Origin of the sequence: Luteibacter sp. 3190, from assembly GCF_031456385.1 — a bacterium.
Lineage (GTDB): Bacteria > Pseudomonadota > Gammaproteobacteria > Xanthomonadales > Rhodanobacteraceae > Luteibacter.
On sequence record NZ_JAVDUO010000001.1, the window covers coordinates 495,408 to 512,925 of the forward strand.

Annotated in this window: 13 protein-coding genes and 8 tRNA genes; 17 read left to right on the top strand and 4 right to left on the bottom strand. The window is 65.4% G+C overall.

All coding sequences use genetic code 11. From position 1 onward, the window contains the following. Nucleotides 1-162 precede the first annotated feature (162 nt). From J2X58_RS02355 to J2X58_RS02385, 7 genes are all read left to right on the top strand, one after another. Nucleotides 163-239: transfer RNA gene (locus J2X58_RS02355), tRNA-Arg, on the top strand. 139 nt (nucleotides 240-378) lie between these two features. Next, nucleotides 379-455, top strand: a tRNA-Pro gene (locus J2X58_RS02360). Nucleotides 456-479: 24 nt separating this feature from the next. After that, nucleotides 480-556 (top strand) — tRNA-Arg (locus J2X58_RS02365). 14 nt (nucleotides 557-570) lie between these two features. After that, a tRNA-His gene (locus J2X58_RS02370) sits at nucleotides 571-647 on the top strand. 21 nt (nucleotides 648-668) lie between these two features. Beyond that, a tRNA-Lys gene (locus tag J2X58_RS02375) sits at nucleotides 669-744 on the top strand. A 157-nt stretch (nucleotides 745-901) separates the two neighbouring features. After that, the gene (locus tag J2X58_RS02380; RefSeq protein WP_310046229.1) at nucleotides 902-2,569 is read left to right on the top strand and encodes a phosphoethanolamine--lipid A transferase; all 1,668 of its coding nucleotides are present in this window, start codon (nucleotides 902-904) and stop codon (nucleotides 2,567-2,569) included. A 60-nt stretch (nucleotides 2,570-2,629) separates the two neighbouring features. After that, nucleotides 2,630-2,714: transfer RNA gene (locus J2X58_RS02385), tRNA-Leu, on the top strand. A gap of 4 nt (nucleotides 2,715-2,718) precedes the next feature. Here the strand turns inward: J2X58_RS02385 and J2X58_RS02390 are convergent. Together J2X58_RS02390 and J2X58_RS02395 are read right to left on the bottom strand one after the other, a co-directional pair. After that, a complete protein-coding gene (locus J2X58_RS02390) occupies nucleotides 2,719-2,937 on the bottom strand; it encodes a hypothetical protein (protein ID WP_310046231.1) in 219 nt (72 codons plus the stop codon). 203 nt (nucleotides 2,938-3,140) lie between these two features. Beyond that, entirely contained in the window at nucleotides 3,141-4,421 is a 1,281-nt protein-coding gene (locus J2X58_RS02395) for an MFS transporter (protein WP_310047882.1), read from the bottom strand. A gap of 191 nt (nucleotides 4,422-4,612) precedes the next feature. On the opposite strand from J2X58_RS02395, the gene soxR reads away from it, so the two are divergent. From soxR to fabV, 10 genes are all read left to right on the top strand, one after another. Next, a complete protein-coding gene (soxR, locus tag J2X58_RS02400; RefSeq protein WP_310046233.1) occupies nucleotides 4,613-5,047 on the top strand; it encodes a redox-sensitive transcriptional activator SoxR in 435 nt (144 codons plus the stop codon). A gap of 177 nt (nucleotides 5,048-5,224) precedes the next feature. Next, on the top strand, nucleotides 5,225-6,517 hold the full coding sequence (tig, locus tag J2X58_RS02405) for a trigger factor (protein WP_090054263.1): 1,293 nt from the start codon (nucleotides 5,225-5,227) through the stop codon (nucleotides 6,515-6,517). A 47-nt stretch (nucleotides 6,518-6,564) separates the two neighbouring features. Next, entirely contained in the window at nucleotides 6,565-7,197 is a 633-nt protein-coding gene (gene clpP, locus J2X58_RS02410) for an ATP-dependent Clp endopeptidase proteolytic subunit ClpP (RefSeq protein WP_090054261.1), read from the top strand. Between the two features lie 103 nt (nucleotides 7,198-7,300). Further along, nucleotides 7,301-8,596 carry an ATP-dependent Clp protease ATP-binding subunit ClpX gene (gene clpX / locus J2X58_RS02415; RefSeq protein ID WP_090054259.1) on the top strand — a complete coding sequence of 432 codons (1,296 nt, stop codon included), beginning with the start codon at nucleotides 7,301-7,303 and terminating at the stop codon, nucleotides 8,594-8,596. A 183-nt stretch (nucleotides 8,597-8,779) separates the two neighbouring features. Further along, on the top strand, nucleotides 8,780-11,287 hold the full coding sequence (lon, locus tag J2X58_RS02420) for an endopeptidase La (RefSeq protein ID WP_090177688.1): 2,508 nt from the start codon (nucleotides 8,780-8,782) through the stop codon (nucleotides 11,285-11,287). Between the two features lie 342 nt (nucleotides 11,288-11,629). After that, the gene (locus J2X58_RS02425; RefSeq protein WP_090054255.1) at nucleotides 11,630-11,902 is read left to right on the top strand and encodes an HU family DNA-binding protein; all 273 of its coding nucleotides are present in this window, start codon (nucleotides 11,630-11,632) and stop codon (nucleotides 11,900-11,902) included. Nucleotides 11,903-11,918: 16 nt separating this feature from the next. After that, a tRNA-Val gene (locus tag J2X58_RS02430) sits at nucleotides 11,919-11,993 on the top strand. Between the two features lie 9 nt (nucleotides 11,994-12,002). Next, nucleotides 12,003-12,079: transfer RNA gene (locus tag J2X58_RS02435), tRNA-Asp, on the top strand. A gap of 84 nt (nucleotides 12,080-12,163) precedes the next feature. Then, nucleotides 12,164-14,074 (top strand): SurA N-terminal domain-containing protein, encoded by a 1,911-nt coding sequence (locus J2X58_RS02440; RefSeq protein WP_310046234.1) that lies wholly within the window; start codon nucleotides 12,164-12,166, stop codon nucleotides 14,072-14,074. A 119-nt stretch (nucleotides 14,075-14,193) separates the two neighbouring features. Further along, nucleotides 14,194-15,411, top strand: coding sequence for an enoyl-ACP reductase FabV (gene fabV, locus J2X58_RS02445; protein ID WP_310046236.1), 1,218 nt, complete (start codon nucleotides 14,194-14,196; stop codon nucleotides 15,409-15,411). 19 nt (nucleotides 15,412-15,430) lie between these two features. Here the strand turns inward: fabV and J2X58_RS02450 are convergent, their stop codons facing one another. Beyond that, nucleotides 15,431-16,693 (bottom strand): transglycosylase SLT domain-containing protein, encoded by a 1,263-nt coding sequence (locus J2X58_RS02450; protein WP_310046237.1) that lies wholly within the window; start codon nucleotides 16,691-16,693, stop codon nucleotides 15,431-15,433. Continuing rightward, the gene (gloB, locus tag J2X58_RS02455; protein WP_310046238.1) at nucleotides 16,690-17,457 is read right to left on the bottom strand and encodes a hydroxyacylglutathione hydrolase; all 768 of its coding nucleotides are present in this window, start codon (nucleotides 17,455-17,457) and stop codon (nucleotides 16,690-16,692) included. The genes J2X58_RS02450 and gloB overlap by 4 nt, the downstream gene beginning before the upstream one ends. Between the last annotated feature and the right edge of the window lie 61 nt (nucleotides 17,458-17,518).

The window sequence follows — 17,518 nt, forward strand, 5'->3', positions numbered from 1 at the left end:
AATGCATCCATTCGGACGGCTATTCGCAACGCTTGTTACATCCGCGAGAAAAAAAGTTTCAGAAAAGTGTTGACGCACACCCTCGATATCTGAATAATTCCGCTTCTCGGCACGGCGCTAACGCTTCGCGGCATTAGTCACCGGGTCAAAGGTTTAAAGTGTGCGCCCGTAGCTCAGTTGGATAGAGTACCAGGCTACGAACTTGGTGGTCGGGAGTTCGAATCTCTCCGGGCGCACCATCTTTAAGCAAGGCCGCGGCGGTAACGCTTCGGTCGCGGTAGTTGAAAGTGTGGTGTGTTCATACGGATTGACGGGCTTGAGTTTGACCCGTAACATTTGAAGGCTACACCCCGGTAAATCGGGATGGTGCTTGAAGTTCGGGGTATAGCTCAGTCTGGTAGAGCGCCAGCTTTGGGAGCTGGATGTCGGGGGTTCGAATCCCTCTGCCCCGACCAATTGGCGTTCTACGTACAGTGCCTGCGCCTGTAGCTCAACCGGATAGAGCATCGGCCTTCTAAGCCGACGGTTGCAGGTTCGATTCCTGTCGGGCGCGCCAGATGGTGTTTTATGGTGGGCGTAGCTCAGCTGGTTAGAGTACCGGATTGTGATTCCGGATGTCGTGGGTTCGAGTCCCATCGTCCACCCCACTTACAACGCAAGTTTCAAACGGGCCGTTAGCTCAGTTGGTAGAGCAGTTGACTCTTAATCAATTGGTCGTAAGTTCGAATCTTACACGGCCCACCAATTCGAAGGCGCTCAGGGAAACCTGAGCGCCTTTTCTTTTTGAGGCGGATACGCACGGGCGCAGGACAGTTCCCGGAAAGGCGTGCGAGCCCATGATGGCCCCTTTATTCCACGCCTTTGACCTGCCCGCGAACGTGCCGGGCGAACGAGTTGCCCGATGTCGATCCACACCCATTCGCCCGCCCTGTCGGCAGGGCGAAGCCGTATGCGCGCCGCGCGGCGTGGCGTGCCCGCCTGGGCGCTTGGGGCCATCGTGGCCCTCTACATGCTCACGGTGCTCAACCGGGAGCTGTGGACGCAGGTCCATGACGCGCTGGCCGCATCGCGCGGCACCCCAGGATTCTGGCTGCTGAGTGTGACCGTTTGCTGTCGGCTCGTCGGCAACCTGGTGCTGACCCTCGCCCTGGTGACGTGGCCGCGCATCGGCAAGCCCATCCTCGCGTTGCTCATCCTCGTCGCGACCGCGAGCGCTTACTATGCCGACGCGTTCGGCGTGCACCTCAACGAAGAAGTCATCCAGAGCATCTTCGAGACGCAGCGCGCGGAAGCGCTCGCGCTGGTCACGTTCGGCTCCGTCGGCTGGATGCTCGCGTTCGGCGTGCTGCCGGCGGTGCTCGTCCTCCTCGTGCCGGTGCGTTTTCCGCCGATGTGGCGCAGCCTCGGTCAGCGCGCCGCCATCGTGCTTGGCGCCGCGTTGCTGATGGTGGTGCCGTCGATGCTGGCCGGCCGCAACTACGTGTACTTCGAGCGCAACCATCGCGCGTTGTATGAAGTGTTCAATCCGTATGCGGCGCTCAGCGGCACCTTTCATTACCTGCAGCGCGACGTCTTCCGGCCGAAGCGCAGCATGACGCCGATCGGCACCGATGCGACGCTCGCGCCGACGACCAGCGGCCGCAAGCGCGTCGTCGTGCTCGTGGTGGGCGAGACGGCGAGGGCGGAGAATCAGTCGCTGCAGGGATACGGGCGCGAGACGAATCCGGAGATGAAGCGCGCCGGCGCCATCTATTTCAGCGATACCTGGTCGTGCGGCACGGCGACGACGATCTCGGTGCCCTGCATGTTCTCGGACATGACGCGTGCGAAGTTCGACAAGCCGGTAGCCAAATCGCACTGGAACGCGCTGGACGTGCTCCAGCACGCCGGCGTCGACGTCTTCTGGCGCGACAACGACGAAGGCTGCAAGGACGTCTGCGCTCGCGTACCGAACGACGACCTCACCAACGCCAGGGTCGCGGGCCTGTGCGACGCCGAGGGCTGCTTCGACGATGTCCTCCTGACCGACCTTCCGGAGCGCCTCGCGCGCATGCGCTCGCCGGCGCTGCTGGTGCTGCACCTGAAGGGCAGTCATGGCCCGGATTATTTTCAGCGCTATCCGGCGGCGTTCAACGTGTTCGGCCCGGGCTGCGATACGGGCGAGGTCCAGACCTGCACGTACGCGCAGGCGGTGGCGAGCTACGACAACACGATCCTCTACACGGATCACATCCTCGGGCGCGTCGTGGACACCCTCAAGGCGGTGCCCGACGTCGACAGCGCGATGATGTACCTCTCCGACCACGGCGAATCGCTCGGCGAGCACGACATCTACCTGCACGGCGCGGACTGGGACACGGCGCCCAGCCAGCAGAAGCATGTGCCGATGCTGATGTGGCTTTCTCCCGGCTGGGTGCGCGACAGCGGCGTGCGCCTGGACTGCATGGAGCGGCGACGCACCCAGCCCGCGAGCCAGGACAATCTGTTCCACACGTTGCTGGGCTTCTTCGACGTGAGGACGACGCTCTACAAGCCGGATCTGGATCTTCTGGCGGGTTGCCGGGCCTGACGCTCCCGCCAGCCGGCGCAGTGGACCGGTGCGGCCCACGCGCCTAGAATGACGCGGCGCGCGAGAGTGGCGGAATTGGTAGACGCACCAGATTTAGGTTCTGACGGGGCAACCCGTGCGGGTTCGAGTCCCGCCTCTCGCACCATCCCTTACGAATCCGCGTAAAAGAAAAGCTTGACGATGATGGCGGTGGCGGCGCCGACGGCGCTGACGATGATCGCGCCGAAGGCGACGACCGGGTAGTAACGGGACTCTGCCTGGATCTTCGCGGTTTCGGCGCCGATTTTCATCGTCTCGGCCATGGTCTTCGAAATGTTCGCGTGGATCTCGTCGATGTCGTCGGCATTCATTGCTCGTGTCTCTTCCATGTGGTCGCTCCTAGCCTACCAACTCTTTCCAGCGGTTGCACCGCAGGCAAACTGCGTGGCGCGCTAGTTTAGCGATGCGAGGCTGTCGGTCCGATGCCATGCCGCCCTGACATGTGTGTGCGCATGTGTGTTGATTCGGAGTCAGGGGCATCCTTGGTTCTGGAGCACCATCGCGAAACACGCGGGCCCGAGGTCGGCGGCGCTCAGGTCACCGCGCGCCGCGCCACCACGGTGCCGAGCACCGCGAGCAGCACGGTGATCGCGAAGTTCGCGACGAAGGCCGCGGTGTGCGATGTCGCGAGCAGCGCGGCGAACAACGAGCCGCCGATGGCGAGCGTGGTCGCGACCATCAGCGATTCGCACAGCTGCAACGCCGAACTGTTCCTGCCCTGCTCGTGTTCCTCCGACATCGACAGCGCGAGCACCGCGACGGTGCCGTAGAGCATGCCCATGCCGAGACCGGTCAGCAGCCAGCCCGCGACGGAGGCGATCACCGGCATCCACGCGAACGTGCAGAGCGCGGCGATCGTGCTGCCGATCACCATGAGCGCCGTGCCGCGCACGAGCAGCGTTCGCCGCGACACTTTCGCGTAGTGCCCCTGATACCAGGAGCCGGAGAACCAGCCGATCGCGCCGACGCTGATCGCGACGCCCGCCCACATCGGCGAGAGGCCGTGTTGCGTCGAGAACGCGAGGGGCAGGAAGGCCTCCGTGCCGAAGAACGCGGAGGCGGCGACACCTCGCAGCGCGACGACGGCCGGAAGCCCGCGCGCGGCGCGAAGCGTACCGGCCGGCAGAAGACGGCGGCCGCAGTAAAGGAGCAGGACCAGGGCCGGCAAGAGAATGGCCGCGACTTTCCACCCCTGTTCCTGGCCCGCGACGAAGAGCAGGCAGGCGCCGACCGCCGCCCCGATCGAGTACGCCATGCGGCCGGGTGCGTCCGCGTCCGCGCCCTCCGGGGAGGCGAGCGAACGCAGGGCACCGCGCAGGGCGACCGCGGCCGGCACCGCGAGAAGCGGCACGCCCAGGAATACCCAGCGCCAGCCGACGTGCTCGACGATCGCGCCGCTGACGGCAGGACCGATCAGGGCAGGGACGACCCATCCCGCGGAGAAGGCCGCGAAGACCTTCGGCCGCAGTGCGTCCGGATAAAGGCGCCCGACGATGACGTACAGCGCGGGCGAGAGACAGCCGGCGCCGAGTCCCTGGACCAGCCGGCCGATGAGCAGCGTCGGCATGTCGCGGGCGAAGCCGGCGATGAGCAGCCCGATCACGAAGCCGGCCAACCCCGTCCACATGGCGGGCGCCGGCCCCTTCCTGTCGCTCCAGCGGCCGGACAGGGTCATGCCGATCACGCTCGTCGCGAGGACGCCGCCGAACGCGAGCGCGTAGGCGCGCAGGCCGTCGAGCTCACGGGCGACGGTCGGCATGGCCGTCGTCACCGCCAGCGCCTCGAAGGCGATCAGGGAGATCAACGCGACCATGCCGACCGTCGCGGCCCGGTAGGGAGGCGAGAGGATGCCCGGAGCGCGCGCGGCGCCGGCGTCGGCGAGGAGGTCTGGATCGGACGTGCCCACGTTCATTCGGGTTCCTTGGGGGAGGGGGAGTCTCGCACGGTTGCCCATCGACTCCGGAAGGGGCACGATGCAACCTCAACTAATGTTCAGGTCAAGCGATGAGGGAATTCAGCGTGGGCGAGGTGGCGAAGCGCTCCGGGGTTGCGGTGTCCGCTCTCCATTTCTATGAGCGCAAGGGGTTGATCCGCAGTCTCAGGACGGCCGGGAACCAGCGACGCTACGCGGCGGACGTGCTCCGCCGGATCGCCGTCATCCGGGTCGCGCAACGTGTCGGCATGCCGCTGGAATCGGTCCGACAGGCGCTAGCGTGCCTGCCGGACCAGCGTACGCCCTCGGTGGAGGACTGGGCCACGATGTCCGCCGCCTGGCGTGCGGAGCTGGAGGAGCGGATCGCCCAGCTGACCGAACTGAGGGATCGGCTGACCGGGTGCATCGGCTGCGGCTGCCTGTCCCTCAAGGCCTGCGCCCTCGCCAATCCGGAAGATCGGCTGGCGGTCGAAGGGGCCGGTCCGAGGCGCCTGGCACCCGGCTGAGGCAGGTTGCGGCGGCGTGAAGGCAAAACGTAGAATGGGCAGTCATTTGCGGGGTTTTTCACCGCCGGGAGGCAGGTCGCGGCCATCGCCCCGGCCCATGCGGTGGAGCCCTTGTGTTCGGTTACGGCGACGGATGGTCGCCATCGCGCCACGTCCGTGGTGGTTTCAGGAGAGGTCATGCAGGTTTCGGTTGAGAATGTCGGCAAGCTCGGGCGCAAGCTCACGGTGAAGTTCCCGGCTGAGCGTCTGGAGACGCAGGTCAGCGAGCGCATCGCGGAAATGGGCCGCACGGTGCGCCTGAAGGGCTTCCGTCCGGGCAAGGTGCCCACCAACGTGATCAAGCAGCGCTTCGGCGCGCAGGTCCGTGGCGAGGCGCTGTCGGACCTGATCGGCAGCACGCTGCGCGAGGCCTTCACGCAGGAGAAGCTCCAGCCGATCGCCAACCCGTCCGTCGACACCACGGGCAACGCCGAGAACGGCGAGATCGCCTACACGGCCACCTTCGAGGTGATGCCGGAATTCCCGGCGATCGACGTCGCCGCCCTCGAGATCTCCCGTCCGAAGGCCGAAGTGACCGACGCCGACATCGACAAGATGATCGAGACCCTGCGCACGCAGCGTCGCAGCTTCGACGAAGTCAGCCGCGCCTCGAAGGAAGGCGACTTCGTGATGTTCGAATACTCCGCCGAGGCGGGTGACTACCGCTTCCCGGCCGAAGGCCTCGAGCGCGCCGGTAGCGTGCTGGGTTCGGGCACCCTGTTCAAGGCGCTCGACGACGCCCTGACCGGCCGCACCGCGGGTGACGACCTGGTCCAGGACGTCGCCTTCCCGGAAGACTTCCGCAATCCGGACCTCGCCGGCAAGACCGCGAAGGTCACCCTGAAGATCGTGAAGGTGCAGGAGCCGAACCTGCCGGCCGTCGACGCCGACTTCGTGAAGATGTTCGGTGTCGCCGACGGCGACATCGAGACCTTCCGCAAGGAAGTCCGCGCCAACCTCGAGCGCGAGCTCAAGGCGACGGTGATGGCCCGCCTGAAGTCCGAAGTGGCCGAAAAGCTGGCCGGCGCCTTCCCGGACCTCGACGTGCCGGAACTCATGGCCAACGCCGAGGCCCAGAGCCTCGCCGCCGGCAACCTCCCGCGCGGCCAGCAGCCGTCGCCGGAGATGGTGGCCGAGGCCCTGCCGTTCGCGCGCAAGCGCGTGATCGCCGCGCTCCTGATGGGCGAGATCGCCCGCAAGAACGAGCTCCGTCTGGACCGCAAGCGCACCGGCGACATGCTGGCGGCGATTGCCTCCACCTATGAAGAGCCGGAAAAGGTCATTGAACTGTATAACAGCGACCCCCAACTGATGCAGGGACTGCAGAACCGCGTGATGGAAGACCAGGTGGCGGAGTGGGTGGCCGACAACGCCAAGACCACGGACCAGAACCTGAGCTTCGACGAAGTGATGCGGCCGATCGGCGCCTGAGCGCCGTTCGCTGGCAATAACCGGGCCCCACACGAAGGAGAGACCCCATGTCCATGGCTCCGATCCAGAACCTCAACCTGGTGCCCATCGTCGTCGAACAGACCTCGCGTGGCGAGCGTTCGTACGATATCTACTCGCGCCTCCTCAAGGAGCGCGTGATCTTCGCCGTCGGCCCGGTCGACGATTACATGGCCAATGTGATCGTCGCCCAGCTGCTGTTCCTCGAGTCGGAGAACCCGGACAAGGACATCAGCCTGTACATCAACAGCCCCGGTGGTTCCGTCACCGCGGGCATGGCGATCTACGACACGATGCAGTTCGTGAAGCCGGACGTCAGCACGATGTGCATCGGCCAGGCGGCCTCGATGGGCGCGCTCCTGCTCGCCGCGGGCGCGGCCGGCAAGCGTTACTCGCTGCCGCATTCGCGCATCATGATCCATCAGCCGTGGGCGGGCGGTATTTCCGGCCAGGCGACGGACATCGAGATCCACGCGCGCGAGATCCTCACCATGCGTGAGCGTCTCAACGCGATCCTCGCCCACCACAGCGGCAAGACGGTGGAAGAGATCGCCCGCGACACCGAGCGCGACCGCTTCATGAGCGGCGCGGAAGCCCAGGCCTATGGCCTGATCGACTCGGTGCTCGACAAGCGTCTGGTCGATACCGTCCGTTCAGCTTGATTGTACTTTTCGCTTGTGAAAACCGGCACTTCGCCCCTCATTCCCGGGGCGGAGCGCTGTGCTATTCTCAAAGCGCACCTGGATTCTCAGTAGGGCCCAAAGCATGAGCGACGAGCGGCAGAGCCGTTCCAACGACGGCGGCAAGATTCTTTACTGCTCTTTCTGCGGCAAGAGCCAGCATGAAGTGCGAAAGCTGATCGCAGGCCCCAGCGTGTTCATCTGCGATGAGTGCGTTGAACTGTGCAACGACATCATCCGCGAGGAACTGGAAGAAAAGGCGGCCTCCGGTCGCACGCACCTTCCGAAGCCGCGCGAGATCATGGAAGCCCTCGATCAGTACGTGGTCGGCCAGACGCGCGCCAAGAAGGCGCTCTCCGTCGCGGTCTACAACCACTACAAGCGCATGGAATCGCGCCAGAAGAACGACGAGGTCGAACTCGGCAAGTCGAACATCCTCCTGATCGGTCCGACCGGTTCGGGCAAGACTCTGCTGGCCGAGACGCTGGCGCGCCTGCTCAACGTGCCGTTCACGATCGCGGATGCCACCACGCTGACCGAAGCCGGTTACGTGGGCGAGGACGTCGAGAACATCATCCAGAAGCTTCTGCAGAAGTGCGACTACGACGTCGAAAAGGCGCAGAGCGGCATCGTCTACATCGATGAAATCGACAAGATCTCGCGCAAGAGCGAGAACCCGTCGATCACCCGCGACGTGTCCGGCGAAGGCGTGCAGCAGGCGCTTCTGAAGCTGATCGAAGGCACGCTGGCTTCCGTGCCGCCGCAGGGCGGTCGCAAGCACCCGCAGCAGGAATTCCTGCAGGTCGACACGCGCAACATCCTGTTCATCTGCGGCGGCGCGTTCGCGGGCCTCGACAAGGTGATCCAGCAGCGTTCGGAGACCACGGGCATCGGCTTCAAGGCCGAAGTCCGCTCGAAGGAGCGCACGGAGAACGTCGGCAAGACGCTTTCGGAAGTCGAGCCCGCCGATCTGGTCCGTTTCGGCCTGATTCCGGAGTTCGTCGGCCGCCTGCCAGTGGTCGCCACGCTCGACGAGCTCGACGAGGCCGCCCTGGTGCAGATCCTCACCGAGCCGAAGAACGCGGTCACCAAGCAGTTCCGCAAGCTCTTCGACATGGAAGGCGCCGAGCTGGAGTTCCGTCCGGAAGCGTTGTCCGCCATCGCCCGTCGCGCGCTCAAGCGCAAGACCGGCGCGCGCGGCCTGCGCACGATCCTGGAGCAGGTGCTGCTCGACACGATGTTCGAACTGCCCTCGCTGGAGCATGTCAGCAAGGTCGTGGTCGACGACGCCGTGATCGATGGTCAGGCTGAGCCTTACCTTATCTACCGCGGCAACCTTCAGCAGCAGCGCATCGCGGGCGAGGGTGGCGACGCGGCCTGATCGCGTCGTCCAAGGCCCCTTATGGCGGCCCCGGCGTCCACTCGGCGCCGGGGCCGTTTTTCTTTGCGAGGGCGCTCTCGCGTCTCCCTTGATCGTTCCTTCGCGAACCACCACTTGACGTGTATGGCGGCTCCGGCGCAGTGTCGGGGCGAGCCCCATCCATCCGAGGGAAACCCCAAGAACATGGCGAAGAATCGCAGCCAAACCACGAGCGGATCCGAGCTGGACCTGTTGCCGGTCCTGCCCTTGCGCGATGTCGTCGTCTATCCGCACATGGTCATCCCGTTGTTCGTCGGGCGCGACAAGTCCATGCGCGCGCTCGAACGCGCGATGGAAGGCGAACGGCAGATCCTGCTCGTCGCGCAGAAGAGCCCCGACATCGACGATCCGGCCATCGCCGACCTGCACAACGTCGGCACGCTCGCGGGCGTTCTGCAGCTGCTGAAGCTGCCGGACGGTACCGTGAAGGTGCTCGTCGAAGGGCAGTCGCGCGTACAGATCGACGCGTTCGAAGACGAGGCCGGCATGATGAGCGGCCGCGCGCACGTCATCGAGCCGATCTACAGCAACAACGAGCGCGAACTCGATGTCGTGTCGCGTTCGCTCGTCTCGCTGTTCGAACAGCTGGTCAAGCAGAGCCGCAAGCTGCCGCCGGAGATCCTGGCGACGCTCTCGGGCATCGACGATCCGTCGCGCCTGGCCGACTCGATCGCCGCCCATCTTTCGGTCCGCATGGCCGACAAGCAGCGCGTGCTTGAAACCGCGGACGTCGGTCAGCGCCTCGAGCTCCTCATCGGCCTGGTCGACGGCGAGATGGACCTGCAGCAGGTCGAAAAGCGCATCCGCGGCCGCGTGAAGTCGCAGATGGAGAAGAGCCAGCGCGAGTACTACCTCAACGAGCAGATGAAGGCCATCCAGAAGGAACTGGGTGAGGGCGAGGAGGGCGCGAACGAGATCGAGGAACTCCAGAAGAAGATCGACGGCGCCGGCATGCCCAAGGCCGTGCTCGCGAAGGCGCGCCAGGAGTTCAACAAGCTCAAGCAGATGTCGCCGATGTCCGCCGAGGCCACGGTGGTGCGCAACTACCTCGACTGGGTGGTGGGCGTGCCGTGGAAGAAGCGCACGAAGGTGCGCAAGGACCTCGCGCTCGCGCAGGAAACCCTCGACGCCGATCACTTCGGGCTGGAGAAGGTCAAGGAGCGCATCCTCGAATACCTCGCGGTCCAGCAGCGCGTGAACACGATGAAGGGCCCGATCCTGTGCCTCGTCGGTCCGCCCGGCGTGGGCAAGACGTCGCTCGGCCAGTCGATCGCGAAGGCGACGAACCGCAAGTTCGTCCGCATGAGCCTGGGTGGCGTGCGCGACGAGGCCGAGATTCGCGGTCATCGCCGCACCTACATCGGTTCGATGCCGGGTCGCATCGTGCAGAACCTCAACAAGGTCGGCAGCAAGAACCCGCTGTTCGTGCTGGACGAGATCGACAAGATGTCGATGGACTTCCGCGGCGATCCGTCGTCGGCGTTGCTCGAAGTGCTCGATCCCGAGCAGAACAACGCGTTCAACGATCACTACCTCGAGGTCGACCTCGACCTTTCGGAAGTGATGTGGATCGCCACCGCGAACTCGCTGAACATTCCGGGTCCGCTGCTCGATCGCATGGAGGTCATCCGCATCCCCGGTTACACCGAGGACGAGAAGCTCAACATCGCGCAGAAGTACCTGTTGCCGAAGCAGCTGAAGGCCAACGGTCTTAAGGCCGACGAGCTGGTGGTGGGCGAAGACGCGCTGCGCGACATCGTGCGTTACTACACGCGCGAGTCGGGCGTCCGCAACCTCGAGCGCGAAATCTCGAAGATCTGCCGTAAGGTGGTGAAGGAGATCGCGCTGGGCACGGTGCCCGCGCAGGCGAAGGCCAAGGTGAAGAAGCCGGCGAAGGCGGCGAAGGGCAAGGCGCTCGCGCCCGACCACGTGCACGTCGACGGCGGCAACCTCGATCATTACCTGGGCGTGCGCCGCTTCGACTTCGGTCGCGCGGAGCAGCAGAACGAAGTCGGTCTCGTCACCGGCCTCGCCTGGACGCAGGTCGGCGGCGACCTGTTGAGCATCGAGGCCTCCGTGGTGCCGGGCAAGGGTCGCCTGGTCCACACGGGCCAGCTGGGCGACGTGATGAAGGAATCCATCCAGGCCGCGCTCAGCGTCGTTCGCGCTCGCGCCGCGGGCCTGGGTATCGAGCCGGACTTCCACGAGAAGCTCGACATCCACATCCACGTGCCGGAGGGTGCGACACCGAAGGACGGTCCGAGCGCGGGTATCGCGATGTGCACGGCGCTCGTGTCGGCCCTGACGAAGGTGCCGGTGCGATCCGAGGTCGCGATGACGGGCGAGATCACCTTGCGCGGTCGCGTGTTGCCCATCGGTGGCCTGAAGGAGAAGCTGCTGGCGGCGCATCGCGGCGGCATCACCACGGTGATCATCCCTGAGGAGAATCGCAAGGATCTGGTCGACCTGCCGGAAAACATCACCGGCTCGCTCGACATCCACGCGGTGAAGTGGATCGACGAGGTACTCGATCTCGCGCTGGAGCGCCCGATCGGACAGGCGAAAACCGGCAACGGCGGCGAGAAGGTCGATGTGCCGCGCACGCAGGGCAAGCGTGGCAAGGGCAAGGCATCGCCGTCGCTGACGCATTGACGTAACGACACCGCATCGTTTCGTGTCACGAACAAGGGCGCACGCAAGTGCGCCCTTTTCGTTTTCGTCGTCCTGTCATCGATACGCCGCGATAATCCTTTTCGACGTCGCGCGCAAGCCTCCAAAGACCATGCATATGGCCTGAAAGCCTTGGTATTCCTTGTATTGCGATGGGGGGAGGGCGCTGGTATAAAGTCGGCTCCGCCTTCGCCCGCGCCGCAAGGGCGCGCTGGATCGCGGGGTTGCATTCGCCATGCCGAATCGGCGCGGCACCTGCGACCTGACGTCTTCGCCATGAATCGCCGACCGGCGCTTCGAATTACCTATGAAGGGAGTTACGTAATGAATAAGACCGACCTGACCGCCGCCATCGCAGAAATGGCAGAGCTCTCGAAGGCTGACGCCGGCAAGGCGCTCGATGCCCTGATCAAGGTGGTGTCCGAGACTCTGAAGAAGGGCGAAGACGTTGCCCTCGTCGGCTTCGGTACCTTCAAGCTGCGCAGCCGCGCCGCGCGCACCGGCCGCAACCCGCGCACGAACGAAGAGATCAAGATCCCGGCGTCGAAGGTCCCGGCCTTCACCGCTGGCAAGGCGCTCAAGGATCACGTAAACTAATCCGTCTTGCCGTCGGGGGTGCTTAGCTCAGCGGTAGAGCGTCGCCTTTACACGGCGCTGGTCGGGGGTTCGATCCCCTCAGCACCCACCAACGGAAAGTGGAGTGGTAGTTCAGTCGGTTAGAATGCTGGCCTGTCACGCCGGAGGTCGCGGGTTCGAGTCCCGTCCACTCCGCCAGTCATCCACAAAGGCGCCCGCGTGGCGCCTTTGTTTTATCGATCGCCGGTAAGGGTTACCGGTGCAACCATCGCGAGTCGCATCATGCTGCAAGCCCTGCGCAACAAGATCCATGGATGGCCTGCCGCCATCGTCCTCGGTGTCTGCGTGTTTGCCGTCGCGTTCTTCGGCATCGAGTCGTATTTCGTCTCGCACGTCGACACGTACGTGGCGAAGGTAGGCGATCACGAGATCTCGCAGCAGGACTGGCAGAATCGCATGAACGAGCTGCGCCAGCAGGCGGCGCAGAATCCGCAGTCGCCGTTCACGGCGGCGGATCTCGAAAAGCCGGAACTGAAGCAGCGCGTGCTCGACGGCATGATCAGCCAGCAGCTGCTGCAGCAGGCGAACATCGACCTCGGCCTCACGGTCGCCGATGCCAGCGTGCGCAGCGCGATCGGCAGCGATCCGGGTTTCCAGGTCAACGGCCAGTTCAGCCCCGAGGCCTATCGCGCCATCCTCTCGATGCAGGGCATGAGCCCGGGCATGTACGAGCAGAAGGTGCGCGCGTCGCTCGCGACGCAGCTCATTCCCGAGGCGATCTCGAACACCACGCTGGTCAGCGATGCCGACGTCGACGCGTTCTTCCGCCTCCGTCTCCAGCAGCGCGACCTGAGCTTCGTCGAACTGCCGCGTCCCTCGCTGACGGACGCCACGGTATCCGATGCCGACATCGACGCCTTCTACAAGTCGCACATCGCCGATTACACGGCGCCCGAACAGGTGTCGGTGCAATACCTCGAAGTGAAGCAGTCGGAGCTGAAGGTGGGCGAGCCTACCGACGAGCAGCTGCACGCCTATTACGACAAGTTCAAGCAACGCTACGCGCAGCCCGAGCAGCGCGAGGCGTCGCACATCCTCATCAACGTGCCGAAGAACGCCACGCCGGAGCAGCAGAAGGCCGCGCTCGACAAGGCGAAGAAGATCGCCGCCGAAGCGACGCCGGAAAACTTCGCCAAGCTCGCCGCGGAAAACTCGGACGACCTGGGTTCGAAGCGCACGGGTGGCGACCTCGGCTGGCTCGAGAAGGGCGTCGCGAACGCGGCGTTCGATACCGCGCTGTTCGGCATGAAGAAGGGCGAAGTCACGAAGGAACCCGTCCTTTCGCCGGAAGAGGGCTACCACATCATCTGGCTGCGCGACGCCCGCGAGGGCGATGCGAAGCCGTTCGCCGAAGTGCGCGGCCAGCTCGCGTCCGACTGGGCGAAGAACGAGGGCGAGCGTCTGTACAACGAGCGCGCCGGTCAGCTCGCCGATCTCACGGAGCGCAATCCGGGCTCGCTGGAGCCGGCCGCGAAGGAGCTCGGTCTCGAGATCAAGACCTCGCCGCTGTTCGGTCGCGAGGGTGGCGAGGGCATTCCGTCGGATCCGAAGTTCGCGCTGGCCGCGTTCCAGGACGACGTCCTGGCGCAGGGCAACAACTCCTCGCTCGTGCAGCTCGGCAAGGGCGACGCGGTCGTCATGCATCTGGCGAAGCACAACGCGGCCGCGCCGAAGGCGCTGGCCGACGTGAAGGACGCCGTTCGCCAGCGCATCCTCGACGAGCGCGTCGACGCGCAGGCGAAGAAGCAGGCCGAGGACATCGCCGCGCAGCTCGCCAAGGGTGGCGATGTGGCCGCGCTGGCCAAGGCGCCGGTGCGCACGCTGGCCGGTCTCGAGCGCAGCAAGCTCGCGTCGATCACCGACGTGTCGCCGGCGATCCTGCAGCAGGCCTTCACGCTGCCGCATCCGGTCGACGGGAAGCCCGCCTGGACGACCGTCCAGACCGGCAACGGCACCTACGCGCTGGTCGCCGTGAACAAGGTCGTGGACGGCGATCCGTCGAAGGTCGAGAAGGCGCAGCGCGACGCGCTCCGCGGCCAGATGATGGACGCGATGGCCCAGGCCGCCACGCTCGAATACATCGAGGCGCTCAAGAAGCGTACCGAGATAAAGATCGCCCAGGACCGCATGTAACAAAAAACCCCTCTTCGGAGGGGTTTTTTTTTATGCGGGTCGTCCCGCGCTCCATGCGGAAGCGCATGGTCCACGACCTTTATTACAATGGGCCCTTCATTGCGTCGAAGGGATAACCCGTGATCATCCAGCCCAAGGTCCGTGGCTTCATCTGCACCACCGCTCATCCGGTCGGCTGCGCGAAGAACGTCGAAGAACAGATCGCCATCACGAAGGCCAGCGGCACGTTCGCCGCCGGTCCGAAGAACGTGCTCGTGATCGGCGCCTCGACGGGCTACGGCCTGGCCTCGCGCATCACCGCCGCGTTCGGCCATGGTGCCGCCACGCTCGGCGTGTTCTTCGAGAAGCCCTCGAGCGAGACCAAGACCGGCACGGCCGGCTGGTACAACGCCTACGCGTTCGACAAGGCCGCAGGCGAGGCGGGTCTCTTCGCGAAGTCGATCAACGGCGACGCGTTCGCGAACGAGACGCGCGCGAAGGCGATCGAGATCATCCGCGAGGAAATGGGCGGTAAGGTCGATCTCGTCGTGTATTCGCTCGCCTCGCCGGTGCGCAAGCTGCCGGAAGGCACGAAGATGGGCGAGCCCGGCACGGTGGTGCGCTCGGCGCTCAAGACCATGGGCGACACGTTCACGGCGTCCTCGGTGGACACGAACAAGAACGAAGTCGTGCAGGCCACCGTCGAGCCGGCGACGGAGCAGGAGGTCAAGGACACCGTCACCGTGATGGGCGGCGAAGACTGGGCGATGTGGATCGACGCGCTGTCCGAGGCGGGCGTGCTCGCCGAGAACGCGACGACCATCGCCTACAGCTACGTCGGCACGTCGATCACCTGGCCGATCTACTGGCACGGCACGCTCGGCCAGGCGAAGCAGCACCTCGATCGCACCGCGAAGGAGCTCGGCGAGCGTCACAAGGGGCTGCGTTCGTACGTCGGCGTGATGAAGTCCGTCGTGACGCAGGCGAGCTCGGCGATTCCGGTGATCCCGCTCTACGTCTCCATGGTGTTCAAGATCATGAAGGCGAAGGGCATCCACGAGGGCACGATCGAGCAGATCAACCGCCTGTTCCACGATCGCCTCTACCGCGCCGATGGCGCGAAGGCCGAGACCGACGCCGAAGGCCGCCTGCGCCTAGACGACTGGGAACTGCGCGACGACGTGCAGGGTGAGTGCAAGGCGCTCTGGCCGACCGTCACCACCGCGAATCTCTGGGACGTCACCGACTACGCCGGTTACAAGCACGATTTCATCAAGCTGTTCGGCTTCGAGGCGTCCGGCGTCGATTACGACGCGGACGTGAGCGCCGACGTGCAGTGGGACGTGGTGCAGCTCTGAGACGGCGACCGCGTCGGCGTCAGCGCGACGCGGTCAGCTTCAGCACCTGACCCGGTTTCACCGCCTGGGTCTGCAGATCGTTCCATTTCATGAGCTGTTCCACGCTCACCTGGTGCCGGCGAGCGATCGACCAGAGCGACTCGCCGTTGTTCACCTTGTGGACCACGAGCGGCTCGTCCGCGGCAGCGGACTTCGACTTCGAACGGGACGTCGTCTTCGCCTTCGCGACGGCGGCGTCCTTCGATGTCCTGGCCTTCTTTCCCTTCACCGGCGCCTGCGCCGTGCTCAGTTCGTCGACGATGGGATCGGCCGGGTCGGTCACGGGATCGACCGGGCCGAGCTTGTACTGGTCGGCCGCCGATTTCGGCAACAGCAGGCTCGCGCTCACCGTGCCGGAGGTCGTGCGGAAGGCCGGATTGAAGCCGCGCAGGTCGTCCATCGACAGGCCCGACTGCTTCGCCGCCTGCGCGAGCGACTGCGGGGTGGAGACTTTCACCACCTGCAGGGCGTCGTCGCCGTCCTGGCGCGGGAGGCTGACGTTGAAACGACCCGGGTCGCGCACGATGCAGGCGATCGCCATCAGCTTGACGAGGTGTTCCTTCGTGTTCGCCTTCATCGGCACGTCGGGCAGGCCGTCGTCGTCCGAGGGGCCGCCGTGGCGATCGATCGTCTTCTTGAGACCGAATTCGCCGGCGTTGTACGCGACGTCGACCAGGCGCCAGTCGCCCAGGTCGTCGTAGTAACGGCGCATCATGTTCATCACCGACTCGGTCGACTTCGTGATGTCGAGGCGCTCGTCGTAGTTCTTCTCCACCCGCAGGCCGAGCGTGCGAGCCGTCTGCGGCATGATCTGCCACATGCCCGCCGGCCGGTTCTTCTGGCCCGGTACGTGGCGGTACTGGCTTTCCACCCATGGAAGCAGTGCGAACTCGCCGGCGACGCTGTGCTTCATCGCCGCCTTGTGCGCGTAGACGATCAGCGGCAGCACTTCGTTGACCTGCTGCTCGAAGCGGTTGGGCATCTTCGTATAGGTGCGAGCCCAGGCCAGCACCTGCGGATCGGCCTCGCAGCCGGGCATCGCGAAGCTGTCGCGCATGCCCGACCAGAAATCCGCCTGCTGCGCCGGGCGCATCATCTTCGGCGACACCGTCACGTCCTCCACGGGCGCCGGTGGCGCGACGACAGGAAGCGGGTGGGGCAGGGGTTTCGGCATGCCGGCGGCGCAGGCCGTCAGCAGCATCGGGATCAGGGTGGGCAGCAACCGGCGGGTGAAAGCATTCATGCGGCGAACGTGTCCTTGGCACGGCGGAGCGCGGCGAAGCGCTCCACCCGGTCGTCGACGTTCCCGGCCTGCGGCGCGAACCAGCGCGCGATCGCGTCGCTGTCGACGCGCAGGAAGGGATTGGTGGCGAACTCGTCGCCCAGGGTGCTCGGCACGCTCGGCCGGGCCTCCTCGCGAAGGCGCGCCACCTCGTCCCGACGGCGGCGCAGGGCATCGTTGTCCGGGTCGACGGTGAGGGCGAACCGGATGTTGGACGCGGTGTATTCGTGCGCGCAGCAGACCTTGGTCTCCGGCGGCAGGTCGGCGAAGCGATCGAGCGAGGCCAGCATCTGCGCCGGGGTGCCCTCGAAGAGGCGCCCGCAGCCGACGCTGAACAGCGTGTCGCCGCAGAACAGGAATCCTTCGCCGAAATACGCCACGTGCGAGCGCGTGTGGCCCGGCACGGCGATCACGCGGAAGCTGGCCTTCGGCGATTCGAGCTCGACGATGTCGCCATCCGCGACGAAGTGGTTCTTCGGCTGGATGCGCGGGTCGTCGGTGGCGTACACCTCGACGTCGTGCTCGCGCACGAGATCCGAAACCCCGCCGATGTGATCGGCGTGGTGATGGGTAAGCAGGATCGCCCGCAGCGTCCAGCCTCGCTCCTTCAGCGCGGCTTCCACGGGGGCGGCTTCACCGGGATCCACGACGAAGGCGTTGCCCTCGTCATCGGCGACCAGCCAGATGTAGTTGTCGCTCAAAGCCGCGACGGGGACCCAATGCATCGGGCGGACTCCGTGACGAACGATTGGGCGCGAACACCCAAGGAATGGCCGCCGGGCAGTG